Annotated in this window: 23 protein-coding genes and 1 tRNA gene; 6 read left to right on the top strand and 18 right to left on the bottom strand. The window is 38.0% G+C overall.

Translation table 11 applies throughout. The annotated features are described in order from the left end of the window. Window positions 1–275: 275 nt before the first annotated feature. The 13 genes from QS62_RS11880 to greA form a co-directional block, all read right to left on the bottom strand. On the bottom strand, window positions 276–422 hold the full coding sequence (locus QS62_RS11880) for an ESPR domain-containing protein (RefSeq protein WP_082966167.1): 147 nt from the start codon (window positions 420–422) through the stop codon (window positions 276–278). 317 nt (window positions 423–739) lie between these two features. Further along, window positions 740–1,654 (bottom strand): tRNA pseudouridine(55) synthase TruB, encoded by a 915-nt coding sequence (truB, locus tag QS62_RS08720; protein WP_066108915.1) that lies wholly within the window; start codon window positions 1,652–1,654, stop codon window positions 740–742. An 8-nt stretch (window positions 1,655–1,662) separates the two neighbouring features. Further along, window positions 1,663–2,043: a 30S ribosome-binding factor RbfA gene (rbfA, locus tag QS62_RS08715; RefSeq protein WP_066108912.1), complete on the bottom strand. Its 381-nt coding sequence runs from the start codon at window positions 2,041–2,043 to the stop codon at window positions 1,663–1,665. Between the two features lie 351 nt (window positions 2,044–2,394). Further along, on the bottom strand, window positions 2,395–4,974 hold the full coding sequence (infB, locus tag QS62_RS08710) for a translation initiation factor IF-2 (RefSeq protein ID WP_066108910.1): 2,580 nt from the start codon (window positions 4,972–4,974) through the stop codon (window positions 2,395–2,397). A 17-nt stretch (window positions 4,975–4,991) separates the two neighbouring features. After that, on the bottom strand, window positions 4,992–6,476 hold the full coding sequence (nusA, locus tag QS62_RS08705) for a transcription termination factor NusA (protein ID WP_066108907.1): 1,485 nt from the start codon (window positions 6,474–6,476) through the stop codon (window positions 4,992–4,994). 33 nt (window positions 6,477–6,509) lie between these two features. Next, a complete protein-coding gene (gene rimP / locus QS62_RS08700) occupies window positions 6,510–6,971 on the bottom strand; it encodes a ribosome maturation factor RimP (protein ID WP_066108904.1) in 462 nt (153 codons plus the stop codon). 166 nt (window positions 6,972–7,137) lie between these two features. Then, window positions 7,138–7,214, bottom strand: a tRNA-Met gene (locus QS62_RS08695). Between the two features lie 174 nt (window positions 7,215–7,388). Beyond that, complete coding sequence (gene sstT / locus QS62_RS08690; RefSeq protein WP_066108901.1) at window positions 7,389–8,639, bottom strand: serine/threonine transporter SstT; 1,251 nt, start codon at window positions 8,637–8,639, stop codon at window positions 7,389–7,391. Window positions 8,640–8,828: 189 nt separating this feature from the next. Beyond that, window positions 8,829–9,962 (bottom strand): ribonuclease D, encoded by a 1,134-nt coding sequence (gene rnd / locus QS62_RS08685; RefSeq protein ID WP_066108898.1) that lies wholly within the window; start codon window positions 9,960–9,962, stop codon window positions 8,829–8,831. Between the two features lie 80 nt (window positions 9,963–10,042). Beyond that, the gene (gene fadD / locus QS62_RS08680) at window positions 10,043–11,749 is read right to left on the bottom strand and encodes a long-chain-fatty-acid--CoA ligase FadD (protein WP_066108895.1); all 1,707 of its coding nucleotides are present in this window, start codon (window positions 11,747–11,749) and stop codon (window positions 10,043–10,045) included. 171 nt (window positions 11,750–11,920) lie between these two features. Beyond that, window positions 11,921–12,286 (bottom strand): type II toxin-antitoxin system PemK/MazF family toxin, encoded by a 366-nt coding sequence (locus QS62_RS08675; RefSeq protein ID WP_066108892.1) that lies wholly within the window; start codon window positions 12,284–12,286, stop codon window positions 11,921–11,923. After that, window positions 12,280–12,642: an AbrB/MazE/SpoVT family DNA-binding domain-containing protein gene (locus QS62_RS08670; RefSeq protein ID WP_231923695.1), complete on the bottom strand. Its 363-nt coding sequence runs from the start codon at window positions 12,640–12,642 to the stop codon at window positions 12,280–12,282. Before QS62_RS08670 ends, QS62_RS08675 begins: the two co-directional genes overlap by 7 nt. Before the next feature lie 60 nt (window positions 12,643–12,702). Further along, the gene (gene greA, locus QS62_RS08665) at window positions 12,703–13,179 is read right to left on the bottom strand and encodes a transcription elongation factor GreA (protein WP_066108889.1); all 477 of its coding nucleotides are present in this window, start codon (window positions 13,177–13,179) and stop codon (window positions 12,703–12,705) included. A gap of 171 nt (window positions 13,180–13,350) precedes the next feature. Here greA and dacB point away from each other — a divergent pair, with 171 nt between their 5' ends. Continuing rightward, window positions 13,351–14,811, top strand: coding sequence for a serine-type D-Ala-D-Ala carboxypeptidase (gene dacB / locus QS62_RS08660; protein ID WP_156550111.1), 1,461 nt, complete (start codon window positions 13,351–13,353; stop codon window positions 14,809–14,811). A gap of 351 nt (window positions 14,812–15,162) precedes the next feature. Here dacB and purF read toward each other — a convergent pair whose 3' ends face one another. From purF to QS62_RS08640, 4 genes are all read right to left on the bottom strand, one after another. Beyond that, the gene (purF, locus tag QS62_RS08655) at window positions 15,163–16,680 is read right to left on the bottom strand and encodes an amidophosphoribosyltransferase (RefSeq protein ID WP_066108884.1); all 1,518 of its coding nucleotides are present in this window, start codon (window positions 16,678–16,680) and stop codon (window positions 15,163–15,165) included. 11 nt (window positions 16,681–16,691) lie between these two features. Then, window positions 16,692–17,207: a CvpA family protein gene (locus tag QS62_RS08650; RefSeq protein ID WP_066108881.1), complete on the bottom strand. Its 516-nt coding sequence runs from the start codon at window positions 17,205–17,207 to the stop codon at window positions 16,692–16,694. Window positions 17,208–17,406: 199 nt separating this feature from the next. Next, a complete protein-coding gene (locus QS62_RS08645; protein ID WP_066108876.1) occupies window positions 17,407–18,423 on the bottom strand; it encodes a branched-chain amino acid aminotransferase in 1,017 nt (338 codons plus the stop codon). A 167-nt stretch (window positions 18,424–18,590) separates the two neighbouring features. Then, the gene (locus tag QS62_RS08640) at window positions 18,591–19,493 is read right to left on the bottom strand and encodes a LysR family transcriptional regulator (protein WP_066108873.1); all 903 of its coding nucleotides are present in this window, start codon (window positions 19,491–19,493) and stop codon (window positions 18,591–18,593) included. A gap of 107 nt (window positions 19,494–19,600) precedes the next feature. Here QS62_RS08640 and QS62_RS08635 point away from each other — a divergent pair, with 107 nt between their 5' ends. Further along, the gene (locus QS62_RS08635) at window positions 19,601–20,500 is read left to right on the top strand and encodes an alpha/beta fold hydrolase (RefSeq protein WP_066108870.1); all 900 of its coding nucleotides are present in this window, start codon (window positions 19,601–19,603) and stop codon (window positions 20,498–20,500) included. An 88-nt stretch (window positions 20,501–20,588) separates the two neighbouring features. Then, a complete protein-coding gene (locus tag QS62_RS08630) occupies window positions 20,589–21,512 on the top strand; it encodes an AEC family transporter (RefSeq protein WP_066108867.1) in 924 nt (307 codons plus the stop codon). 148 nt (window positions 21,513–21,660) lie between these two features. On the opposite strand, the gene mdh is transcribed toward QS62_RS08630, so the two are convergent. Continuing rightward, window positions 21,661–22,593: a malate dehydrogenase gene (mdh, locus tag QS62_RS08625; RefSeq protein ID WP_066108864.1), complete on the bottom strand. Its 933-nt coding sequence runs from the start codon at window positions 22,591–22,593 to the stop codon at window positions 21,661–21,663. A 242-nt stretch (window positions 22,594–22,835) separates the two neighbouring features. Here mdh and argR point away from each other — a divergent pair, with 242 nt between their 5' ends. From argR to ycaO, 3 genes are all read left to right on the top strand, one after another. Then, the gene (gene argR, locus QS62_RS08620; protein ID WP_066108862.1) at window positions 22,836–23,300 is read left to right on the top strand and encodes a transcriptional regulator ArgR; all 465 of its coding nucleotides are present in this window, start codon (window positions 22,836–22,838) and stop codon (window positions 23,298–23,300) included. Between the two features lie 20 nt (window positions 23,301–23,320). Beyond that, window positions 23,321–24,211 (top strand): TIGR01777 family oxidoreductase, encoded by an 891-nt coding sequence (locus QS62_RS08615; protein ID WP_066108859.1) that lies wholly within the window; start codon window positions 23,321–23,323, stop codon window positions 24,209–24,211. Window positions 24,212–24,395: 184 nt separating this feature from the next. Further along, window positions 24,396–26,141: a 30S ribosomal protein S12 methylthiotransferase accessory factor YcaO gene (gene ycaO, locus QS62_RS08610; RefSeq protein ID WP_066108857.1), complete on the top strand. Its 1,746-nt coding sequence runs from the start codon at window positions 24,396–24,398 to the stop codon at window positions 26,139–26,141. Window positions 26,142–26,290 lie beyond the last annotated feature (149 nt).

Genomic DNA, 26,290 nt, shown 5'->3' with positions numbered 1-26,290 from the left:
GGATCACTACATAGTCAAAAATGGGGCCATCAAAATGGTCAACAAATTGCTTTGGCAGTGAAGGAGCTGCCTGAGCACTAATCACCCCTTCTCCCTGTATCGTAACATTATTATCTCTACCGATAACAGCCCCCTTACCAACATAAACACAATCATTGGTCAAAGTATACGTTCCTGTAGTAGGACGTTCACCTATCTCAGGACATGCCCACGCAGGCAAAGACACTGTCCCTAAAACAGCGGCAGCAATGGTATTAAAAAAGAATTTATAAGGCTTATTTAGAGATATAAAGGGGGGGGGTAATTTGATTATTGGCAGCAGTTTTTACTGAGCCTGATTTGCCTTTAGAGTGAGTATTTTCCGAAGCACATTGCCATAATTGCCTAACGGCATTCCAAACTAAACGATAGGTATGATTCATAAGAAGTTCCTTTGTTGCTAAGTGAATAATAAAGACATAACAGAAAACTCTCTGTCATACAGAAACGTTATTTAAAAATAACTTATGGTTAGCATATACCTATTTATGTATTTTTTGTCAATTTTTTAAAACTACAATCGCTATTTTTTAAGATTTTGTGAAATAGGACACATTTTATTCACAAATAGAATGCTAAAGAAACCGCAATAATTCAGGAAAGTGCAAGGATTTTACGAATTAGTACAAGTATTATGGATTGAGGTGGCTTGTAAACAAAAAATGCACAATGTTAATTTTTATCATTGTGCATTTTTACGTTACTTATTGGCATTAACTAAACGCCTTGGATGTAATACATCACCAATTATTTCGGCAACACCGATAAAATCGCCTTGGTCGGTGTAAACGGTATGCAAACCTTGCGTTGGCGTCGTTGTTAATTTTATACGTTGTCCAAAGATTAATTTCTGTGCGGTTTCTGGCGTTACAATCCATTTATTCAGATCAGTAATCGCAGTATCAATCGGCAGCAATAACTGATCTAACGCTATAAAATCTTGTTGTTCCGCCAATGCCGCTAATTGTTCAATAGTGACCATTTTTTCATAAGGATAGTTAGCGACTTTAGTACGGCGCAACATTGTGACATGGGCGCCACAACCCAAATATTCGCCTAAGTCATCAATTAAAGTACGGATATAAGTGCCTTTAGAACAATGTACTGATAACGTTAAATAAGGCGCTTGGTATTCAATAAATTCTAACGAAAAAATGGTAATTGGACGTGCTTCACGCTCAATGGTAATACCTGCTCGTGCATATTCATATAGAGGTTTACCTTGATGTTTTAAGGCGGAAAACATTGTTGGCACCTGTTGCAATTCGCCAGTGAAATGCGGCAATGCGGCAAGAATCGTTGCTAAATCAACTGTTACCGCTCTTTGCTGCACCACTTGCCCTTCAGCATCAGAAGTATCAGTACGTTCACCTAATTTCGCTGTTACCAAATAGCATTTATCTGCATCTAATAGATGTTGCGAAAATTTGGTTGCTTCCCCCAAACAGATTGGCAACATTCCTGTCGCTAATGGATCTAACGCTCCAGTATGCCCCGCTTTATTGGCTTGGAAATAACGTTTTACTTGTTGCAAAACGTGGTTGGAACTCGCACCTTGCGGTTTATCCAATAACACAATGCCGTCAATATCACGCCCTTTTTTCGTTTTCGCCACGCTAACTCCTACTCTTCGTGATGTTTTGCCTTATCTTGATTCACGATTTGTGTCACTAAATTAGACATACGCATGCCTTCGACTAAAGAGGTGTCATAGATAAAGCGTAATTCCGGCACAATGCGTAAACGCATTGCTTTACCCAATAATGAGCGGATATAAGGTGATGCTTTTTCAAGACCGATTAAGCCTTGTTCAATTTGCGCTTCATCTTCATTAAATAAGAATGTCACGAAAACTTTTGCATAAGCAAGATCTCTGGATACTTCCACATCCGATACCGTTACCATACCAATGCGTGGATCTTTCACTTCACGCTGTAAAATAACGGCAATCTCTTTTTTGATTTCTTGTGCAACACGATCGCTGCGTTTAAATTCTCTTGCCATAGTTACTTAATCCTTAGAAATTTAAATCTCCCTTACCCCTCTTTATTTCATTAAAAAGGGGGTCCTTTCATCACTTTTATCAGTCACCACACATTGTGGCAATACAAAATTCTTGTTTAGCAAACAAAGTGCACATCATTGTGGCAATAAAAAAGCCCTTGTTTAATGGCTGAAATGCACTTTGCGGTGACAAAAAATTTTGTGTGATTACCAAAATGTACTGACTGCTATGCTTCACAAAACAAATTCCCTCTTCAAGATTGAAGAGGGTTAGGGAGATTTGAAAAACCAGCTAACTTAACTCGTTAGCTTTAAATGTGCTCCTCTTTATTTTACTAAAGAGGAACGCTATTAAATTGAGCGTTTAATCTCAATAGTTTCAAATACTTCAATTTGGTCACCAGTACGAACATCGTTGTAGTTCTTCACGCCGATACCACATTCCATACCGTTACGTACTTCATTTACGTCATCTTTAAAGCGGCGGAGAGATTCGAGCTCACCTTCAAAGATAACCACGTTATCACGTAATACGCGGATTGGATTATGACGTTTCACTACCCCTTCAATTACCATACATCCAGCAATTGCACCAAATTTCGGTGAACGGAATACATCTCGAACTTCGGCTAAACCAATAATTTCTTGTTTGAATTCCGGTTGTAACATACCGCTTAACGCTGCTTTGATTTCGTTAATTAAGTCATAAATCACTGAATAATAACGAAGATCTAAGTTTTCGCTTTCTACAATCTTACGTGCAGAAGCGTCAGCACGAACGTTGAAGCCAACGAGAATTGCATTTGATGCCGCCGCTAAGCTTGCATCAGTTTCGGTAATTCCACCGACACCAGAACCGATAATTTTCACTTTCACTTCATCAGTTGAAAGCTCTAATAACGCTTGGCAAATTGCTTCTACCGAACCTTGTACGTCCGCTTTCACAATGATGTTCAATTCTGATACATCGCCTTCAGTCATACTGCTGAACATATTTTCTAGTTTCGCTTTTTGCTGACGAGCAAGTTTCACTTCGCGGAATTTACCTTGACGATATAACGCTACTTCGCGTGCTTTTTTCTCATCACGCACAACGGTCATTTCATCACCCGCTGCCGGTACGCCAGATAAACCTAAAATTTCTACCGGAATAGATGGCCCTGCGGTTTTCACTTCCTTACCGATTTCATTACGCATCGCACGCACACGACCGTATTCCAAACCGCAAAGTACAATATCACCGCGATTTAAGGTACCTGATTGCACTAATACTGTCGCTACTGGACCACGACCTTTATCTAAGTAAGACTCGATAACAACGCCGCTTGCCATACCATCTTTAACCGCAGTTAATTCAAGTACTTCCGCTTGTAATAGAATCGCGTCTAATAATTCGTCAATACCTAAGCCTTTCTTCGCTGATACATTAACAAATTGAGTATCACCACCCCAATCTTCTGAAATTACACCATGTTGTGATAACTCAGTTTTTACGCGATCTGGATCCGCTTCCGGTTTATCGATCTTGTTCACTGCAACCACGAGCGGTACATTCGCTGCTTTAGCGTGTTGAATCGCTTCGATAGTTTGCGGCATCACACCATCGTCAGCAGCAACAACTAACACCACGATATCAGTTGCTTGTGCACCACGAGCACGCATTGAGGTAAACGCCGCGTGTCCCGGAGTATCTAAGAAAGTAATATCACCGTTTGGTGTATGTACGTGGTAAGCACCGATATGTTGGGTAATACCACCCGCTTCGCCTGCTGCCACTTTCGCTTTACGAATATAGTCAAGCAATGAGGTTTTACCATGGTCAACGTGTCCCATAATGGTTACAACTGGTGCACGCGGTTCTGATTCCGCATTCATATCACGATCGCTTAATACCGCTTCTTCAAGCTCATTTTCACGACGTAATACCACTTTATGTCCCATTTCTTCAGCAACAAGTTGTGCCGTTTCTTGGTCAATCACTTGGTTGATGGTTGCCATTGCGCCCATTTTCATCATTGTTTTAATGACTTCAGTCGCTTTTACCGCCATCTTATTGGCTAATTCACCAACAGTAATGGTTTCACCGATAACTACATCACGAGAAACTGGTTGTGCTGGTTTAGTAAAGCTTTGTTGTAACGCACTCTTACGGTTCGACTTTTTATTACCTTTACCGCTTTGTTGATTGTTGCGACGATTGGCTTCACGCTCATTTTTAGAAGATTCTTCATCACGACCATTTTTCTTCGTCTTGGTCACTTTCTTACCACGACCGCGATTTTCATTACGGCGATCTTCTTCATTTTCCGCTTCACGCGCATAAGATGAAGTGAAATGATAGTCAGAATAGTCATCTGCATCATCATCAGCCATATCATCATCAGAGAAATCTGCATAACGTTTCGCATCTTCAGCAGCTTTACGTGCTTGTTCTTCCGCTTTTTGGCGTGCCGCTTCTTCCGCTTTACGGCGGAATTCGGCTTCTTCTGCTTTACGTTTTTGTTTGCTTTCGTCTTTTTCCGCTGATTTCTTCGCTGGTTCAGCTTTCTTCGCCGCTTTCGCTTCTACTTTTGCGGTTTCTTTAGCCGCTTCTGCTTTGGCAGCTGCTTCTTTCTTCGCTTTTTCTTCAGCCTCTTTTTTCGCTTTTGCTTCGGCTTCTTGTTTTGCTTTTTCTTCAGCTTCTTTCTTCGCTTTTGCTTCCGCTTCTTGGCGAGCTTTCGCTTCTAAACGCGCTTGTTCTGCTGCTTGTTTTTCCATTTCAGCTTGCGCACGTGTATCGATCACACGTGTTTTACGTGTTTCGATTTTTACTTCTTTACTTTTCCCACTACCATTTTGTTGTACCGTCAACGTACTATGCGTTGAACGTTTCAACTTTAACTTAGTTGGTTTTTTCTCGGTTGTTTGGGTATCAGTTTTTTTATCAGTCATCTGTACACCACCTTCAATTATTCATTTCCAAACCAGCAGATATTACGCGCTGCCATAATTAAATCTGCCGCTTGTTCTGCAGAAAGTTCTTCAATATCACTTAAATCATCAACGCCTTGCTCAGCAAGTTCTTCTAAAGTAGTGATATTTTTCTCTGCTAATTTCACTGCTAAATGACGATTCATACCTTCTAAATTTAGCAACGCCTCTTCAATATTGATATTCGCTAACGCCGCTTCTTCCGCTAAGGCAATTTTCGTCAAGGCTTCTTTCGCACGATTGCGTAGCTCTTCTGCAAGATCTTCATCGAAACCATCGATTTCTAATAACTCTTCCATTGGTACATAAGCAATTTCTTCCAATTTGCTGAAACCTTCTTCAGAAAGTAATGCCGCAAATTCTTCATCAAGATCCAATGCTTCCATAAAGAGATTAATCGTTTTTTGGTTTTCCGCTTGATGTTTATTTTCTAAATCATCGCTACTCATTACGTTGAGCGTCCAACCTGTAAGTTGTGAAGCAAGTTTTACGTTTTGTCCATTACGACCAATCGCTTGTGCAAGATTTGCGGATTCCACAGCGATATCCATTGATTTCTTATCTTCATCAACCACGATTGACACAACATCTGCCGGTGCCATTGCATTGATCACGAATTGCGCTGGGTTATCATCCCATAACACGATATCAACACGTTCACCATCTAATTCATTAGTAATGGCTTGTACACGCGCACCACGCATACCAACGCAAGCACCAACTGGATCAATGCGTTTGTCGTGACTTTTTACGGCAATTTTCGCGCGGATACCTGGATCGCGTGTTGCTGCTTTAATTTCAATCACACCCTCGCCAATTTCTGGCACTTCAATTTTGAATAACTCGATCAACATTTCTGGTTTAGAACGAGTAACGAAAAGTTGTACGCCTTTCGCTTCAGGATTCACTTTATAAAGCACGCCACGTACACGATCGCCAGCGCGGAAATTTTCGCGCGGTAACAGATCTTCACGTAAAATCATCGCTTCAGCTTGATTCCCTAAATCAAGAATAACGTTATCGCGATTTACTTTTTTCACCACGCCAGTGATGATTTCGCCTTCTCGCTCTTTAAATTGTTCAACCACTTTATTACGTTCTGCATCACGAATTTTTGCACTGATAACTTGGCGCGCGGTTTGCATTGTAATACGGTCAAATGCGATCGATTCGATTTCATCTTCAATGTAATCACCTAATTTAATATCTGGCTCTTCCATTTGTGCCGCTTCTAAGGTGATTTCACGAGTTGGATGCGTAACGTGTTCTACCACTAACCAACGACGATAAGTAACAAAATCACCAGTTTTTTGGTTAATGGATACGCGAACATCAATTTCTTGTTCATATTTTTTCTTGGTAGAAATAGCTAATGCACTTTCCAATGCTTCGAAAATCTTCTCTCGAGGCAATAACTTTTCATTTGATACTGCTTCTGCAGCTAATAAAATTTCTTTGCTCATGGTTATCTCTCTATTAATTTTTACAATTCTGGATTAGAAGGTAATCTTTGGTACGATATTCGCTTTTTGAATATTGCTAAATGCAAATACTTGCGGCTGTCCTTCTACATTTAAGGTAATCATATCGCCATCAACACTGACTAAATCACCTTGCCATTTACGACGACCTGACATCGCGATGCGTAAATGCACAATAATTTCTTGTCCAATAAAACGTTGATAATGTGCTAATGTAAACAGCGGTCGATCTAACCCTGGTGATGACACTTCAAGGTTGTATTTATCGCTGATTGGATCTTCTACATCTAAGATTGCTCCGACTTCACGACTTACATCACTACAATCATCAATAGTTACGCCATTTTCCTTATCAATATATAGACGGACTGTTGAATAGCGACCAGCACGTGTACATTCGATACCGACTAATTCGTATCCCATGCCTTCAACAGTAGGTTGTAATAGATCTTGTAATTTCTGTTCTAGTGTTGCCAAAGATAATCTCCTTGTTCATTGTCAAATTATAGGTATAAAAAAAGGGCTTTTAAGCCCCGTTTCTTCGTGTTTACCAAACTGAACAAATAAATTTTTCTTACAAAATTTATTCCACAAAAAAACCCCTAACGGGGCTTCAATTCTTTAGAACCAATTCATTGGAAATTGGTTGCGGGGGCTGGATTTGAACCAACGACCTTCGGGTTATGAGCCCGACGAGCTACCAAGCTGCTCCACCCCGCGTCTGAAATCTGTGGCGTATTATACAGATATTTTACTGCTCATCAAGCACTTTATCTCTAATCCTCGCCACGATCTAAATAACTGCATAAAAATAAGACAACTTATTTTTTACGTTTTTGTCATAAAAAATGGTGTAATCGCGCGATTACACCATCTATTTTGTATTAATTTCTATTAAGCTTGTTGGCTCTTTCTGTCTTCTTCGATACAAGCTGCTGCAGTAAAGATAACATCAGTTGATGAGTTTAATGCAGTTTCTGTTGAGTCTTGTAATACACCGATAATAAAACCAACCCCGATAACTTGCGCCGCAATATCATTAGAGATACCGAATAAGCTACAAGCTAATGGAATTAATAATAGTGAACCACCAGCAACACCTGACGCACCACAAGCACATACTGTCGCTACAATACTTAATAAGAACGCAGTTGGAATGCTGACTTCAATGCCTAAAGTATGTACTGCTGCTAAGGTTAAAATGGTAATGGTGATCGCCGCACCGCCCATATTGATAGTTGCTCCTAATGGAATAGAAACGGAATAGGTTTCTTCTTTTAAACCTAAACGTTGTGCTAATTCCATATTTACTGGGATATTTGCTGCGGAACTACGTGTAAAGAAGGCTGTTAAACCACTAACACGAATACAAGTCCACACTAATGGGTATGGATTTTGTCTAGTTTTCCAATACACCAAAATTGGATTAACAATAAAGGCAACAAATAGCATTGAACCGATTAACACAGCTAAAATTTGAATATAACCGCCTAATGCTGCTAGACCTCTATCGGCTAACGTTGAAGCTACTAAACCAAAAACACCAATTGGCGCAAATGCAATTACCACTTTTACTACCATAGAAACGGCTTCTGAAATATCACCGAAAACGTTTTTGGTAGTTTCAGATGAATGACGTAATGCAATTCCTAAACCAATTGCCCAAGCTAAAATACCGATAAAGTTAGCATTTAATAGCGCATTGAAAGGATTATCGACAACATTAAAAATTAAAGTGCTAAGCACTTGTCCTACACTTTCTGGCGGTGCAATAGATTTTTCCGCTTCCCCTAATGCCAATTCAGTTGGGAAAAGAAAACTTGCGATTACTGCCACTAATGCTGATAAGAATGTACCTAATAGGTAAAGGTGAATAATACTTTTCAGATTATTTTTTTCACCAACACGACGATTGGCAATCGCTGATACCACTAACACAAAAATCAAAATTGGTGCGATAGAACGTAAAGAACGCACAAAAAGTTGCCCTAAAAAGCTGACATCTTCTGCTAAATTAGTTCCTAATGCAGGTTCTAGATATGGAGAAATTAATGCAAGAAGAATCCCTAATAATAGACCTGTTGCCACTCTTTTCACTAATGAACCCTGAAATAGTAGCGCCGAAAAACGAGATGAAGTAACCATAATTATAATATCTATAAATGTTGTGTTGATAATTAAGAGATCCACCGACCTCCGCCCGCCTCTAAAGATAGCGGAAATTATAAATTATGCAAACAAAATAATTGAAAAATAATCTTTTTTCTCAATCGATGAATAACATATAAAAAAGCACTATATTTTTTAAAAATTATCAATTTATTTTGCTAGCGATTACTCCTTGGGTTGTAAACTATTTAACAAAGCTTCCCCATAAGGACGACGCCAAGATTGTAATAATTCTGGTAACCGTTCTTGCGGTTGTCCAGACCAATACCATTTCAACAGTTGATGTAACGCTTTTTTACTCGCTACCACTTGCTGCGGTAATTGATCTTTTACAAGTTGTTTTAAGGTTTTTTGTAACCCATTCATCTGTTTTTTATAACCAGAACGTTCTGAAATATTCTCAATCAGTTCCGGATATTCTTCCGCTGGAACACGTTTCGCTTGCTCAATCAAAAGTAAAAGTTTTTTACCATGATGTTTGATTTCCATTGGATGCAAGCCTAATTCCAGCAATTGCGAAGTGTGTTTTGGTGCATGAATTGCGGTTTGCACCAATCCTTCATTACTAACAATAAAATTAAGCGCTAAATTTCGTTTTATTCCCTCTTGCAAACGCCATTTTGCTAAAAATTTTAAATTATTTAGTTCCTCTCGATTAAGGCGCCACGCGTTACCGATCTCTAAATAAGCACGTTCTGGTATTGGTTGTCTGCAACGTTTTTCCGCCACAAATTGACACTCTTGCTTGATCACTTCTGCCCATTGCGAGTTTTGCATCGCAGCTGCCATTTGCTGATAAACAGGTAATAAATAATAGACATCAGCCGCTGCATACTGTAATTGACGATCACTCAGTGGACGTTTTAACCAATCAGTACGTGACATTTTTTTATCTAATTGCACTTGTAAATAATGTTCGACCAAAAGAGCAAATCCTGCAGAAAGCGGAAAACCTAAAAAATTCGCCGCAATTTGTGTATCCATCAATGGTTGCGGTAGTTGTCCAAATTGTTGATAAAAAATTTCGATATCTTCGCCACTGGCGTGTAAGACTTTAATTACCTGTTGATTCGTTAATAATGCAATAAAAGGCTGCCACTCGGTAATCGTCAATGGATCAATTAATGCTACCTGTTCACCATAATAGAGTTGAATTAAGCCAAGTTTAGCGTAATAGCTACGAATTCGTTCAAACTCGGTATCCAACGCCACAACAGGATGTTGTTGGGCAGCTTGACATAGTTGTTGTAATTGTTGGTTATTCTGAATAATTTGGTATGGAATTGATAAGTTTTGCATAAATTAATTGCTCAAATATCATTCAAAAAAGAAGGCATGAACTTCATGCCTTCAATATTATAAAATAAAAAATAAGATAACTATGCTTCTTCTGCGGTAGTTGCAGCACTAGCACGTTTAGCTAATTCCTCTTCACGAACAACGCGACGTAAGATTTTCCCTACATTACTCTTCGGTAACTCTTCACGAAATTCAATTTCTTTTGGAATTTTATAACCTGTTAAATATTTACGGCAGTGTTTACGCAATTCATCACGCGTTAAACTCTCATCTTTCTTCGCTACTACTGCTTTAATAATTTCACCGGAAACTGGATGTGGAATACCGATAACAGCGGCTTCTTTCACTTTCGGATTTAGCATAATTACATCTTCCACTTCATTTGGATAGACGTTAAAACCAGACACAATGATCATATCTTTCTTACGATCAACGATCCGTAATTGGTAATCATCGTCCATTTCCACAATATCACCGGTCGCCATCCAGCCATCTTTTAATACTGCTGCGGTTTCTTCAGGTTTATTCCAATAACCTTGCATTACTTGTGCACCTTTCACCCAAAGCTCGCCCGGTTGATTTAAACCAACTTCATTGCCGTTATCATCCATAATTTTAATATCGGTATCTGGCACTGGTACCCCGATTTTTCCGGCATGACCGGCAAAATTAGCTGGATTACACGCAATCAATGGTGAGCATTCCGTCATACCATAACCTTCTAAAATATGACAGCCTGTCACTTCAAACCAACGCTGCGCCACCGCTTTTTGTACTGATACTCCACCGCCAACAGTCAAGCGCAATTGAGAGAAATCAACCTCTTTTAATTCCTCTTGATGCAACAATGAATTAAATAGTGTATTTACCCCAGTAATTGCAATTGGACGATAGCGTTTTAACTCTTTAATTAAATTTGGTAAATCGCGCGGATTCGTAATCAAAACTCCAGTCAAACCAAAATCAATAAATAACAACGCGTTAACTGTTAAAGAGAAAACGTGATACATCGGCAGAATAATAGTGGCATAACGATTTTTGCCCGCTTTGACAAAAGGTTCAGCCAGCCATTTTGCTTGGGCAATATTATAAATCATATTGCCATGTGTCAGCATTGCACCTTTGGCAACACCTGTTGTACCGCCTGTATATTGTAAAAATGCCAGATCTTTCTTACCGATTTCTGGACGGATATATTGACGATATTTTCCAACCCGTAACACTTCGCGGAAAGTTACCGCATGTGGCAATTTATATTTTGGTACTAACTTTTTGATATATTTAACAATAAAATTCACTAATGTTCTTTTGCCAAATGACAGTTGATCACCCATTCTGGTCAAAATGACATGTTTCACATCAGTATTAAAGACCACTTTTTCTAATGTAGAAGCAAAATTAGAAACGACAACAATCGCGGTTGTGCCACTATCTTTTAATTGGTGTTCTAATTCGCGTGGTGTATAAAGCGGATTGACATTCACCACTACCAAACCTGCGCGCAATACCCCAAATAAGGCGATTGGATATTGCAACAAATTAGGCATCATCAACGCAACGCGCTCGCCTCTTTCGAGTTTTAATTCATTTTGTAAATAGGCTGCAAATGCTCGGCTGCGTTCTTCTAATTTACGATAGGTTAATACTTGCCCCATATTGACATACGCTGGGCGATCTGGATGTTCTCTTACCGCCTTTTCCAACATTTCCACTAAAGACGACAATGCTAAAGTATTTGGATCCATGCGTGATTCCGCTGGATAATTTTTAACCCACAATCTTTCCATGTTTATCTTATCTATTTTTTCTCGTTAAAATTCGGTCGCTATGTTATCACAAAATTAGCTAACTTTCGCATAAATAGCCATTTTGCCGAAGATTTATGCAATTACTTTAATAAAAGAAACTATCTTAAAAAACACAAGGGATTTTAAATCCCTTGTCTAAAAATCGGCTATCTATATTTGAGGATCAATTAAATCCACTAATTTCATCACCACTTCATCTATTAGATAAGGCTCTGCCGTCGTTGCAAATTTTGCTTCTCGTGCGACCAAATCTAAGGAGCGAATTTGATGGCAAAGTACAGCACCAGTTACTTTACCTGATGCCGTACTAGCCCCATCTAATACAACCGTTACACTTTGTGAGCGAGCTGCATTACCTCCTGTTGAAATTGGGCAACACATTGCTACACCTAATGCCTTATTCAATGCTTGTTCCGAAATGACAATAAAATAATAGGGATTACGCATTTCTTTTCCTGCTGTGGGATCTGGATCGACATACCAAATTTCCCCTTTCTTAGGAATGCGCATTACCATACTTCATTCCCTTTTGGTTCACCTTCTATCTCAATCATTTCAGTATTTAATGCCGCCACTTCTTCGCTATCAATACCTTCCAATAACTGAGCTACAGTTTTCCTGCCTCTAGGTTGTCGAGTCACTGAACTTAACACAACTTGATCACCTTGCTTTTCAATATTAAGAGTATGACCTGCTTCCCATCCCATTTGTGTTGCAATGGTATTCGGTACAGTCAAAATAATGGCGCCGCCTTGTTGTCTTAATCGTCCAATCATAATGTCTCCCATTGTGTTACTTTGTGTAACTCGATTATAGGGCGGCAATTCAGTACTAGCAATTTTTTTGTTTGGTTTATAAACAATACATTGCATAGATAACAAAAAAGGCTGCTTTGCAGCAACCTTTCCACTATTTTTATCAGTTCGTGACAATTAACGATATTCTACATCAATAATATCGAATTCAACGGTACCACCCGGTGTAACAATATTCACATTATCGTCCACCTCTTTACCAATTAAACCGCGGGCAATTGGTGAATTTACTGAAATCAAACCTTGTTTAATATCAGCTTCATCATCACCTACGATTTGATAAGTTACTTCTTCTTCGGTTTCTGCATTCACTAACACCACTGTTGCACCAAAAATAACGCGTCCATTATTGGTCATTTTGGTCACATCAATAACTTGTGCATTAGCTAATTTACCTTCAATTTCTTGAATTCTACCTTCACAAAAACCTTGTTGCTCACGAGCTGCATGGTATTCTGCATTTTCTTTTAAATCACCATGTTCGCGTGCTTCAGCAATTGCTTTAATAATCTCTGGACGGCGTACATTTTTTAGAAATTCAAGCTCTTCACGCAGAAGATTCGCTCCGCGTACTGTCATAGGAATTTGTTGCATTATTTATGTCCTTCTTTACCCTACTATCAGTCAAAACAAAGCCACACCAGATGCGAATTTACACCTCGTGTGACATAAAATAATAAATAGTGATTTACGAAATCAACGAGAGCTATTATTATTTACCGCATTGCAAAAAATATCAATATTAAAAATATTTCGTTGTTTATGATGTTCTCAAAATCAATCCGTTCACGTTTTTATAAATATACAGCTTTATTTCTTCCGCTTACTGTTTGTTCCACTTTATCTCAATATAGTTTTGCTACCGTTGATGTGACGCCGATTATTCAACAATTGCCTAAAGGAGCAAGCGTTACCCTTGCTGCGAAGAATTTAGTGACAGGGCAAGTCAGCGCTAATTATCAAGGTGATGTTTTTATGTTGCCAGCGAGTACGCAAAAAGTATTTACTGCTCTTGCTGCCAAATTATTACTCACCGATCAATTCAAATTCCAAACAAGTCTATTAACTGATGGCAAAATTGAAGGTAATCGTTTAAAAGGCAACCTTATTGTTAAATTTAGTGGTGACCCAGATTTACGCAGTGGTCAGCTATATAGTTTATTAGCAGAATTAAAAAAACGTGGCGTGACCCAAATTGATGGTAGTTTAATTTTAGATACCTCCATCTTTTCTTCCCACGATCGGGGCTTAGGCTGGATTTGGAATGATTTAACTATGTGCTTTAATGCGCCACCAGCTGCCGTTAATATTGATGGTAACTGTTTCTCTGTTAATGTTAATGCGAATGGCCCAGTTGGTAGTTTGGTGCGTGTTGATGTGCCATCGCAATATCCAATTCAAATGTTTAGCCAAGTCTATATTGTCAGTGATAGCGAAGCCGGCTATTGCCAATTCGATGTGGTCAGTAATGACAACAATCGCTATCAGCTTAAAGGCTGTATCCGTCGCCAACCGAAAAGTTTTGGTTTAAGTTTTGCGGTACAAGATACCGATAGTTATGCCACTGCCGTTATCCAACGAATGTTACGAAATCTTGGTATCTCTTATAATGGTCAAGTGCAAATTCCTTTCCAACCGCAACAAGGGACAGTTTTAGCAGTACATGAATCTAAAGCATTACCAGAATTGTTGAAAAAGATGATGAAACATTCGGATAACCAAATCGCAGATGCACTGTTTAGAACCATTGCTTATTACTACTATAAACGACCAGCTACTTTCCAATTAGGGGGTATGGCAGTAAGAAGTATTTTAGAAAAAAATACCAATATTCGTTTTGGCAACAGTATTATTGCTGATGGTTCCGGTTTATCGCGTCAAAATCTGATTAGCGCTAACACGATGCTACAAGCGTTGGAGTATATTGCTAAAAATGACAATCGACTCAATTTGTTGCAGACTTTCCCAATTGCCGGAGTAGATGGCACTATTAGTGGTCGTGGTTCATTAATTAGTGCTCCATTGGTAAAAAATGTGATTGCTAAGACGGGTTCTTTAAAAGGGGTCTATAATCTTGCAGGTTTCTTAACTAATGCACGTGGCGAGCGAGTTGCTTTTGTGCAGTTTGTTAATGGTTATTCCACAGGTGATCTGGAAGATAAAACGCAACGTGCACCTTTAGTGCGATTTGAGTCACAGTTATATCGTTCATTATATAGTGATTAGCGAAAATGCCGCTAAATAGCGGCATTTCAGACCACTAATAAACCTAAATTTTGTCACAAATTTCTATAAAATAGCCCTTGGTTCCCTCTCACTCTTGCCCGAATGCAAATAAGATTTTCAGGCAAAAAAAGCTGTCAATTTTTCGAGCTAGCGAGAAAAATCTCTTTTTTTGCCGCCCGGAAAATCTTATTGGAATGAGGATTAGCAAGAGTGTGAGGGTGTATTTCTTTTGCCTACTTTTCTTTATACAAGTAAAGAAAAGTAGGTCGCCCTTTAGGGCGAAACCTAAATTTTAATTAAGAAACAATTTGATTGACAGTTTAATAATTGATCTCAAGATAATCCTACCAATTAACTTTCACTATAAATCTCTAAATTTGTTGCTTCACTTTCTTGTTTCTTTTTACTACCGTCATTACGCATTGCCGCAATTTTATCGAGATATTCTTGCGTAATATCGCCGGTAATATATTCTCCCGTAAAGACAGACGCATCAAAATCTTCAATTGCCGGGTTTTCTTGACGAACAGCTTCTTCTAGTGCAGATAAATCTTGGAAAATTAATTTATCGACCCCAATCAATTTAGCAATTTCTTCAGTGGTACGATTGTAAGCAATTAACTCGTGTGAAGTCGGCATATCAATACCATACACATTTGGATAACGAATTTCCGGTGCAGCGGAAGCAAAATAAATCTTCTTCGCGCCAGCTGCTCTCGCCATTTCGACAATTTGTTCTGAAGTCGTACCACGCACAATAGAATCGTCCACTAATAATACGTTCTTACCTTTAAATTCCGAAGAAATTGTATTGAGCTTACGTCTTACAGAATTACGGCGTTGTGTTTGCCCCGGCATAATGAAAGTACGACCTACATAACGGTTTTTCACAAAACCTTGACGATATGGTTTATTCAATACATTGGCAATGCGCAACGCAATATCATTAGACGTTTCCGGCACTGGGATAATGACATCAATATCATCGAGGATATCACTCCATTCACGCGCAATCTTTTCACCAAGATATTCACCCATATGTACTCGCGCTGCATACACTGATACGCCATCAATATAAGAATCCGGACGTGCAAAATAGACAAATTCAAAAATACAAGGTGATAACTTCGCATGATCTGAACATTGTTTAGAATACAATTTACCATCAAAGGTAATATAGATTGCTTCACCTGGATTAACATCACGCACGAATTCAAAACCAACCGCATCTAATGCCACTGTTTCAGATGCGAACATATATTCAGTTTTACCCTGATCCTCACGCTTACCTAACACCAATGGACGAATACCAAACGGATCGCGGAAAGCAATCATTCCATGGCCAATTAGCATTGCTAAGCAAGCATAACCACCACGAATATCTTTGTGAGTACGTTGAATCGCATAGAAAATATCATCTTCATCTAATTCATGCTTATTAATCTGTTCTAAGTGATACGCCAAAATATTCAGCAATAATTCAGAATCAGAATTGGTATTGACATGACGACGAGCTGATTTCAATAATTTGCTATTTAGCTCATCTGCATTGGTTAAATTACCATTATGTACTAACGTCAAGCCATACGGATAATTCACATAAAATGGTTGCGCTTCAGATACACTTGAGCTACCTGCAGTTGGATAACGTACATGTCCTAAGCCCGCATGACCTTGTAAACGCAGCATATGACGTTGTTGAATAACATCACTCACTAACCCATTTGCTTTTCTCAGACGAAAACGATCCTCTTCATCTACGGTTACAATCCCTGCGGCATCCTGTCCACGATGTTGTAATACGATTAACGCATCATAAATTGATTGATTGACGATTGAATGTCCAAGAATTCCCACAATGCCGCACATTATATTTTCCTCTATGATGAAGTAACTAAATCAGAATAATTGATTAAATTTGAATTAATAAAACTAGAGTGGAGCTGTAATTGATGGAAGAACCAATCAACTACAAAGCCAAAGTGTGGAATCAATTTTGATTCTTTCCACCAATCACTTTGACTGAAATTGGTAAAGGTGTCTAAGAAGAATAACAACGCTGCAATAATTAACACGCCTCTTAATAGACCGAAACAGGCACCTAATACACGATCTGTACCAGATAATCCGGTTTTCTCGACTAATTGGGAAATAATGTAATTAATTAAACTACATACAATTAATGTTGCAATAAATAAAATAATGATTGCCGTACCATTGCGCAGATATTCTGATTCTATTTGTTGGAAAAACGCTGCAAGATAAGGGTAGAAATGACTTGATACAAAAAATGCAATTAACCAGCTAGCTAAAGATAAAACTTCTCGGACAAAGCCGCGAAACAAACTAATAATGACAGAAAAAGAAATAATACCAATAATAATATAATCAATCATTGTCAGATCTCTGTGACACAAAACGGCGTATATTCTACAAAAAAAGATAACGTTTGCGTAGTGCTATTTATGGGAATTCTGTAATTTCTCTGAAAACTTTGACATCCGCTTCCCGTCAGCAAAACCTACACACCTCTAACGAAAAAACAGCCATAAAAAGTAATTTTTTATGGCTGCCTAATGACTTTAAATATAATGTTTATTCAACTTTAACAATCCAACCTTCTGGTGCTTCGATATCACCAAATTGAATACCGGTAAGTTCATTATAAAGCGCTTTAGTAACCGGGCCGACTTCAGTTTCTGAATAGAATACGTGGAAATCATCGCCATTTTGGATACCGCCAATTGGACTAATTACTGCCGCTGTACCACAAGCACCAGCTTCAGTAAAACGATCAAGTTGATTAATATAAACATCGCCTTCAATTGCTTTTAAACCTAAGCGTTTTTCCGCTAAATAAAGCAATGAATATTTAGTAATACTTGGCAAAATAGATGGTGAGAATGGTGTCACAAATTCGTTATCTTTAGTGATACCAAAGAAGTTTGCTGAACCCACTTCTTCAATCTTAGTATGTGTTGCTGGGTCAAGGTAAATACAATCACTAAAGTTACGTTCATGTGCATGATGGCCCGGTAACAAACTTGCCGCATAGTTACCACCAACTTTCGCCGCACCAGTACCTTGCGGCGCTGCACGATCATATTCAGATACAATAAAGTTAGTTGGTTTTAAACCACCTTTGAAATAAGCACCTACCGGACAGCAGAACACAGTAAAGATATATTCTTTTGCTGGATGAACACCAATATTTTCACCAACACCAATTAATAATGGACGAAGATAAAGGGTTGCACCAGTTCCATAAGGCGCTACCCATTCCTCATTCGCTTTTACCACTTGTTTACAAGCATCAACGAACATTTCTACTGGTACATGTGGCATTAATAGACGATCGCAGCTACGTTGCATACGTTTTGCATTTTGATCAGGACGGAACAAATTGATTGAACCATCTTTACAACGATACGCTTTTAGGCCTTCAAAACATTGTTGACCATAATGCAGTGCTGGCGCCCCTTCATGTAAAACAAGATGATTATCTTGAGTTAATTTCCCTTCTGACCATTTACCATCTTTCCAATGTGCAATATAGCGATAGTCAGTTTTGATATAACTAAATCCTAAATTTTTCCAATCAATATCTTTCATATGAAACCTTCTTAATATGTTGTGTTATCTGTAACTGCAAACTAATCTACACCATAATCACAGCATTGCAACCTTTTCATTGTCTAGATTGAGTTTTTTCTGTGCAAATCGGACAAGCGGTCAAATATTGTGTTCCTAACTGCCGTCCAATATGACTTTTCACGTAGTTATACAGACAACTCATTGTGTTTTTCTAATAAAAACTCAATCAATGTCCGTACTCGACGGATTTTTTGACTATTTTGTGGATAATAAACATAGGTAGGCGCAAAGCGTTTCCAATGCGATTTTAAAATAGGAACCAGATCACGAGCGTGATGTTGCCAAATAGGTTCAAATAGCTGAATAAACCCTAAATTCTGACGTGCTGCATCAATCAGCATTGACGTGTCATTACAAATCATCATTGGTTTTAGATCAATAGTGTGTAATACATCCTTTATATTGAGTTGTATTGGATGCAGACGGTTTGCGGTAATAAAACGAAAACCAATCCAACGATGCGCAGACAACTCTTCTGGAATTTTTGGTGTGCCAAATTGAGCGAGATAATCGGGTGAAGCATAAAGCCCCTCTAGCACACTTGGAAAAATTTGCCGAGCGACCATTCCTTCTTCTACACTATCACCAAAACGAATGCCAACATCATAACCTTGTTCAATAAGATTCACTGTCGCATTGTCAATTGAAATATCTAAATGAATTTTTGGATAACGATGACAAAATTCCGCATAAATAGGTTGCAACACCATATAATAGGCTGTTTGCGATAAGGTAATCCGTACTGTTCCACTCGGTTCACCACTCTTATTTTGCACGCTTTCAAAAGCAGTTTGTAACATCTCCATTGCTTTATCAGTTTGCGACAATAATTGCATTCCCGCTTCAGTTAATTGAATTTGCCTAGTAGTACGAATAAATAATGGCGCACCAATTTTCTGTTCTAATAATTTGAGCGATTTACTTACTGATGGCGCTGCAATCGCTAATTTTCTTGCGGCACCGGTAATACTTCCTTCTTTAGCAATAGCTAAAAAGACAACTAATTGTCCATATTCTGATTGATTCATTATTAGCTCCAAGCTAAAAGTCTTTGAGTTTATTATAGCCTAATTATTCAAGATATGAGTATGTAGAATAATTATCACCAGGCAAACTACTATCTAAGGAGTCATTTATGTTTAAACAATTACAAAGCTATTTTCCTTCATTTAAAGACGGTTTCTTCACCACCAGCGATAATGTAAAAATTCACTACATTGAAGCAGGTACAGGCGAACCATTAATTCTTACTTCCGGTTGGCCAACTACACCTTGCATTTTTGCCTATAACCTTGAGGCACTCGCTAAACATTATCGAGTGATTGCAATTGAAACACGTGGTACTGGTGAATCGGAAAAAGTCACATATGGCTACCGAGTTTCTCGTACTGCAAAAGATGTTTACGATATGCTAATTGCACTTGGTATTACAAAAGCAAATTTTATCGGACACTCAATGGGTTGTTCGACTTTATGGGCATTTATTGATTTGTTTGGTCAGTCAATGATTAATAAGTTGATCTTAGTGGATCAATCACCATGGCTATGGAGTAATGTAGCTGAAAGTGATGAATCAATGGATTTACATGCAGGTCATCGTGGCAATCCTTATGGGCTTTATAATGCATTTGTGCAATCGTGGGATGTGGGAAACACTGCTTTTACTGAACCTGAATATTGGCCAACGGCTTGGTCTTCAATTGAGAATAGCACTGAAGATAGTCTAAAAGTAATGGCTCTTGAAGCAGAATATCGTCAACAAAACAATTATCCAAGAGAAGCACTAGCACGTTTATTGGTCAATCACTATATGACAGATTGGCGCGATATTATACAAATCATCAGTGTACCAACCTTAATTATTACAGGTTCTTATTCACATGCTATTAATGCCCAAACTACCGAATGGATGCACAACGCTATCAAAGGTAGTAAACTTATCGTGTTCGGTAATAATGAAGGCGGTAACCATATTATGATGGCAAATAGCCCTGAAAAATTTAACCGAGAAGTACTAAATTTCTTAACTAAATAAATGATAACAAGCAGTCGGATTTGCTTAATTTTGCAAATCATTAGGGAAATCTGACTGCTCAATAGAGTGACCTCTGAATGAGGATTTTATGATTAGCTTATTGCTTGCCAACACTATTTTTCAGCTATTCTTGATGATGTTTTTCGGTTATCTGCTCGTCAAAACCAAAATTGTTAATCCATTTGAAAGCACTGTATTGTCAAAACTCTCACTCTATTTGGTAATGCCTTGCGTGATTATCAGCTCCTTCCAAGTGGAATTTAAACCCGAAGTACAACAAGGTTTGCTCCTTACCACAGGAGCAGCAGTGGTTATCCATTTTTTGTTAATCGTATTTGGTACACTGCTTGGCAAAATGGCAAAGTTTGATGAAATTGAGCAAGCTTCGGTGGTGTACTCTAACGCAGGTAATCTGATTATTCCTATTGTAATGGCAATTCTTGGTCCCGAATGGGTGATTTATTCCATGACTTTTGTATCTGTGCAGATGATTTTACTTTGGACACATTGTCGAATGCTATTTACTAAAGGTGTTACCTTTTCGCTACGTTACATCTTACTTAACATCAATATGATGGCAATTTTGATCGGTGTGGTCATGCTGTTAGCTGGCATAAAACTACCAGATACTATCAATAACACTTTTGCTGCCGTTGGCAGTATGCTTGGCCCGCTTTGTATGTTGATTACAGGAATGATTGTAGCGGGAATGAATTTAAAGTCCGTCTTTTCCAACAAAAAAGTCTATCAAATTGTTGCGCTTAGAATGGTGATTTACCCATTGCTAATTTTAATGCTGTTTAAACTAACAGCAGCAGAAACCTGGACGCCTTATGGTAAAGAGCTGTTACTGATTACTTTTTTAGCAACTGCTGCACCTACTGCTTCTACCATTACACAGTTTGCTCAGTTAAGCGGCAAAAATGCTCAATATGCAGGCGCAATTAACATTATTTCTACCTTCGTCTGCATTATCACAATGCCGATTTTTGTCTATTTCTATCAAAAATAGATTAATAAGATGCTATTGATGTTTATAGCTGCAATGTCGTGAGTGCTAAGATCATCATAATGATGATTAGAATATTCCTGATCCAATACACATAAAAAAAGTGCGGCTAACTTACCGCACTTCTCTTGTCTATTAAATCGACCAAAACTTATTTAACAAAGTTTTCGCCTAATTCAATATCTGCTTTTAAGGTTGGTAACATTGCTTCAACCGCAGCTTGTTCAAATGCGCTTAATGGACCAATTGGAAGTAATTCTTCCACACCTTCTTTACCTAAACGTACTGGTTGTGCAAAGAAGCGAGCATATTTACCATCGCCTTCAACATAAGTACATTCAACCACTTTTTCACCATTTAATGCACGAACAAGTGAAAGAGCAAAACGTGCTGCAGCTTGTGCCATTGATAATGTAGCAGATCCGCCACCAGCTTTCGCATTAACTACTTCAGTACCTGCATTTTGGATACGTTTTGTTAATGGTTCAATTTCTTCATCTTTCCAAGAAACATAATGCACTTGTGATAATAATGGAAGAATAGTTACACCTGAGTGACCACCGATTACTGGAACTTGTACTTTGCTTACATCAACATTTTTCAATTCTGCTACGAAAGTTTCAGAACGGAGAGTATCTAAAGTAGTCACACCGAATAATTTACGTTTGTCGTAAACACCAGCTTTTTTCAATACTTCTGCAGCAATTGCAACAGTAGTATTTACTGGGTTAGTAATGATACCTACACAGGCTTTTGGACAAGTAGCTGCTACTTTTTCAATTAAGTTTTTCACAATACCTGCGTTGATATTGAAAAGATCTGAACGATCCATACCTGGTTTACGTGCTACCCCTGCAGAAATTAATACTACATCTGCACCTTCAAGTGCTGGAGTTGGATCTTCACCAGCAAATCCTTTTACATTTACTGCAGTTGGGATATGACTAACATCCACTGCAACACCTGGTGTTACTGGTGCAATATCATATAATGCTAAATCTGAACCTGCTGGTAATTGGATTTTTAACAATAGTGATAATGCTTGACCGATTCCGCCTGCCGCACCTAAAACAGCAACTTTCATTTCATACTCCTTATTGGTTATATCAAAAATAATACTAAGAATTTTATGCCTCATCACTCACTTTTTCAAATAAATAAATTCAATATTGAGAGCTACTCCACATTTTCCAGCAAAAGTCATTTTGGCGTTCAAAAAGTTACTCGCTTATTGCTATTTATGCAGTTATAATTCAAATTTAATCCATATTTCTGCATTTTTATGCAAAATTTATGCAATTTTTACTTTATTGATTCTTGATTCGTATGGAAAATAAACAAGAAAAATTACTTTCAGCATTTAAATCTTTATTAGCAGAAGAAAAATTCAGCTCGCAAAGCGAAATTGTCAATACATTAACAGAAATGGGCTTTACTAATATTAATCAATCCAAAGTGTCCAGAATGTTAGCGAAATTTGGCGCAGTGCGGGCAAGAAATACTAAAATGGAAATGGTCTATTGTTTGCCGAATGAATTGAGTGTACCGACAACATCTAGTCCATTAAAAAATTTAGTTTTAGATATCGATCACAATAACTATTTAATTGTGATTAAAACGAGTCCTGGTGCTGCACAACTAATTGCGCGCTTATTAGACTCAGTAAGTAAAGCAGAAGGGATTTTAGGGACAATCGCTGGCGATGATACGATTTTTGTATCCCCTACCAACGATATTCAAATTGAACAACTTATAGAGAATATTCAAGCTTTATTCAACGATTCTCTATAATTTTCAGAAGGAGAACGGGTATGAATATACTAATTACTGGCGGTACAGGCTTCATTGGCAAAACGTTACTTAAACAACTGGACAGTGAAGGACATCAACTGACATTATTTTCACGTTCTCCAAAAAAATATAGCGCACAAATTCCAGCAAATACTAATCTGATTTCTTCATTAGATACGTTTGAAAATTTAGATGATTTTGATGCAGTGATTAATCTTGCTGGTGAACCTATTTTTAATCACAGTTGGAGCGCCGCTCAAAAACAAAAATTAATTGATAGCCGTATCCAAATTACTACCAAACTTGCTGTTTTAATTAATCAAGGAACTAACCCTCCACATACTTTTATTTCGGGTTCAGCAATTGGTTATTATGGTGATCATCCTCAACTTACTATGACTGAAAAAATGCCACCTGCTGACGATTTTTTAGGTAAGTTATGTAAACAATGGGAAGATACTGCTTTAACGGCAAATACTCGTGTTTGTTTATTACGAACAGGCTTAGTTTTAGGCAGCTATGGCGGTGTACTTGGTCGTTTATTGCCTTTATATAGCCATTGGTTAGGTGGCAAGATTGGTGATGGACAACAATATTGGTCATGGATTAGTTTGCCTGATATGGTCAATGCCATTCTCTTTTTATTGAAAAATCCTGACTGTAGCGGCGCATTTAATATGGTGTCGCCAAACCCTGTCACTAATCAGGAATTTAATGCGACTTTAGCTAGACTAATGAAGCGTTCAGCTATTCTACATATTCCTGCTGCAGTGCTTAAAACGTTACTCGGTGAACGCGCTTGTTTATTATTGAATAGTCAGAAAATTTACCCTGAAAAATTACTAAAATCAGGCTTTCAATTTGAATGTCCAACCTTAGAAGCTACTTTAAGTAAAGTGCTTAACAATTAAGCAATTTAGAATTTGTTAATCAATGAAATAGCTTGCGGGAGAGATACTTCTCCCGTACTATGCTATGCCGAAACTTGAACATATTGATGATCGCTATCTTTTTATTTTCGCTTTGACAATAGCATCTTTATCTTCAATAGAATCAATATGTTCCAAATAATAATAACAACATAAGGATAATGTTATGACAGAACAAACTTTTATTTTAGGCAAAGATGCCGCATTAGAAGATTCCATTGCAACCTTCCAACAAAAATTAAAAAATCTTGGTTTTAATATTGAAGAAGCTTCATGGTTAAACCCAGTACCAAATGTTTGGTCGGTGCATATTCGCGACAAAGACTGCCCACAATGTTTTTCTAATGGTAAAGGAGCAAGCAAAAAAGCCGCACTTGCATCTGCATTAGGTGAATATTTTGAGCGTCTTTCAACTAATTACTTTTTCTCTGATTACTATTTAGGTAAAGCCGTTGCCGAAGGAGAATTTGTTCACTATCCGAGTGAAAAATGGTTCCCGATCGAAGATCCAGATTTACTTCCTGCCGGCATTTTGGACGAACAATTATTAGATTATTTCGATCCAAACCAAGAATTAACGCCTGATCTATTAGTGGATATTCAATCAGGTAACGCAGAGCGTGGTATTGTCGCTTTACCTTACGTACGTCAATCAGATCAAAAAACTATTTATATTCCACAAGCGATCATCAATAATCTTTATGTATCGAATGGAATGTCTGCTGGTAACACGATCAATGAAGCTCGTGTGCAAGGCTTATCTGAAGTCTTTGAGCGCTATGTAAAAAATAAAATTATTGCTGAAGCTATTAGCCTGCCACAAATTCCAGCAGAAATTTTGGCGAAATACCCTTCTGTACAAGAATCTATTGCCAAATTGGAAGAAGAAGGTTTCCCAATTTATGCGTTCGATGCTTCTTTAGGCGGACAATACCCTGTTATTTGTGTGGTATTGTTGAACCGCAATAATGGCACTTGCTTTGCCTCTTTCGGTGCTCATCCTAATTTTGCTGTTGCATTAGAACGTACAGTGACTGAATTATTGCAAGGTCGCAGCTTAAAAGATCTTGATGTGTTCTCTCCACCATCATTTAACAATGACGATGTTGCAGAGCATGCAAATCTTGAAACTCATTTTATTGACTCAAGCGGTTTAATCTCTTGGGATCTCTTCAAACAAGAAAGCGATTATGAATTTGTTCATTGGGATTTTTCCGGTACTACAACGGAAGAATTTGCTAATTTAATGGCGTTATTCCAACGTGAAGAAAAAGAAGTCTATATCATGGATTATCAACATCTTGGTGTGTATGCTTGCCGCATTATTGTGCCGGGAATGTCTGATATTTATCCGGCGGACGATTTAATTTATGCCAACAATAATATGGGTATGGATTGGCGCGAGATCTTATTAGATCTACCAAACTTCCATCACGATCAAGAAACCTATCAAGAATTGTTAGAAGAGCTTGATACGCAAGGAATTGATGATGCTACTCGTGTACGTGAATTTATTGGTATTGTCGCACCAAAAAATACCAGCTGGCAAACCTTGCGTATTGGTGAGTTAAAATCAATGCTCTATTTAGCGGTTGGTGATTTGGAAAATGCACTTGAATGGGCAACTTGGACCTATCAAATGAACAGTTCAGTATTTAATGCTGAACAAGCCAATTATTACCGTACTTTAATCAGTAGCTTAGAACTCTTCTTAGATGAAACTCGTGATCCTGAACAATATCGTGCAGTATTTGAACGTATGTATGGTGAAAAAGCAGTGGAATTCGCTTGGAATGCGATTAATGGCGGTAATCCATTCTTCTTATTACCAGCGAGCGATGAAACCTTAGCAAACTTCGCTGAACATCAAAAATTATTACAAGCTTATCAAAAATTACAACGAGCTAAATAATTGATAAAGACACCCTGCTTTAAGTGGGGTGTTGTTATTATAGCTAGATGATGTCTGACTATAATAAAAAACCTCGCCAAGCGAGGTTTCAGCTTATTGACAAAGTCAATTATAAAACTTTTAGCTAAATTATTTCTTATCTAACATTT

The sequence above is a fragment of the Gallibacterium salpingitidis genome (genome assembly GCF_001678495.1).
GTDB classification, from domain to species: Bacteria; Pseudomonadota; Gammaproteobacteria; order Enterobacterales; family Pasteurellaceae; genus Gallibacterium; species Gallibacterium salpingitidis.
The sequence above is the reverse complement of the archived record's forward strand: the minus strand, read 5'-3'. Positions and strand labels throughout refer to the sequence as shown.

Coding starts and splice junctions, on each gene's coding strand:
- nusA (WP_066108907.1), bottom strand. CDS start 6,476: ATGAGCAAAGAAATTTTATTAGCTGCAGAAGCAGTATCAAATGAAAAG.
- greA (WP_066108889.1), bottom strand. CDS start 13,179: ATGCAACAAATTCCTATGACAGTACGCGGAGCGAATCTTCTGCGTGAA.
- rnd (WP_066108898.1), bottom strand. CDS start 9,962: ATGCAAAACTTATCAATTCCATACCAAATTATTCAGAATAACCAACAA.
- ycaO (WP_066108857.1), top strand. CDS start 24,396: ATGACAGAACAAACTTTTATTTTAGGCAAAGATGCCGCATTAGAAGAT.
- purF (WP_066108884.1), bottom strand. CDS start 16,680: ATGTGCGGCATTGTGGGAATTCTTGGACATTCAATCGTCAATCAATCA.
- infB (WP_066108910.1), bottom strand. CDS start 4,974: ATGACTGATAAAAAAACTGATACCCAAACAACCGAGAAAAAACCAACT.
- QS62_RS08615 (WP_066108859.1), top strand. CDS start 23,321: ATGAATATACTAATTACTGGCGGTACAGGCTTCATTGGCAAAACGTTA.
- QS62_RS11880 (WP_082966167.1), bottom strand. CDS start 422: ATGAATCATACCTATCGTTTAGTTTGGAATGCCGTTAGGCAATTATGG.
- dacB (WP_156550111.1), top strand. CDS start 13,351: ATGTTCTCAAAATCAATCCGTTCACGTTTTTATAAATATACAGCTTTA.
- QS62_RS08670 (WP_231923695.1), bottom strand. CDS start 12,642: ATGCAATGTATTGTTTATAAACCAAACAAAAAAATTGCTAGTACTGAA.
- QS62_RS08635 (WP_066108870.1), top strand. CDS start 19,601: ATGTTTAAACAATTACAAAGCTATTTTCCTTCATTTAAAGACGGTTTC.
- fadD (WP_066108895.1), bottom strand. CDS start 11,749: ATGGAAAGATTGTGGGTTAAAAATTATCCAGCGGAATCACGCATGGAT.
- QS62_RS08650 (WP_066108881.1), bottom strand. CDS start 17,207: ATGATTGATTATATTATTATTGGTATTATTTCTTTTTCTGTCATTATT.
- QS62_RS08645 (WP_066108876.1), bottom strand. CDS start 18,423: ATGAAAGATATTGATTGGAAAAATTTAGGATTTAGTTATATCAAAACT.
- mdh (WP_066108864.1), bottom strand. CDS start 22,593: ATGAAAGTTGCTGTTTTAGGTGCGGCAGGCGGAATCGGTCAAGCATTA.
- rbfA (WP_066108912.1), bottom strand. CDS start 2,043: ATGGCAAGAGAATTTAAACGCAGCGATCGTGTTGCACAAGAAATCAAA.
- QS62_RS08640 (WP_066108873.1), bottom strand. CDS start 19,493: ATGAATCAATCAGAATATGGACAATTAGTTGTCTTTTTAGCTATTGCT.
- argR (WP_066108862.1), top strand. CDS start 22,836: ATGGAAAATAAACAAGAAAAATTACTTTCAGCATTTAAATCTTTATTA.
- QS62_RS08675 (WP_066108892.1), bottom strand. CDS start 12,286: ATGGTAATGCGCATTCCTAAGAAAGGGGAAATTTGGTATGTCGATCCA.
- QS62_RS08630 (WP_066108867.1), top strand. CDS start 20,589: ATGATTAGCTTATTGCTTGCCAACACTATTTTTCAGCTATTCTTGATG.
- sstT (WP_066108901.1), bottom strand. CDS start 8,639: ATGGTTACTTCATCTCGTTTTTCGGCGCTACTATTTCAGGGTTCATTA.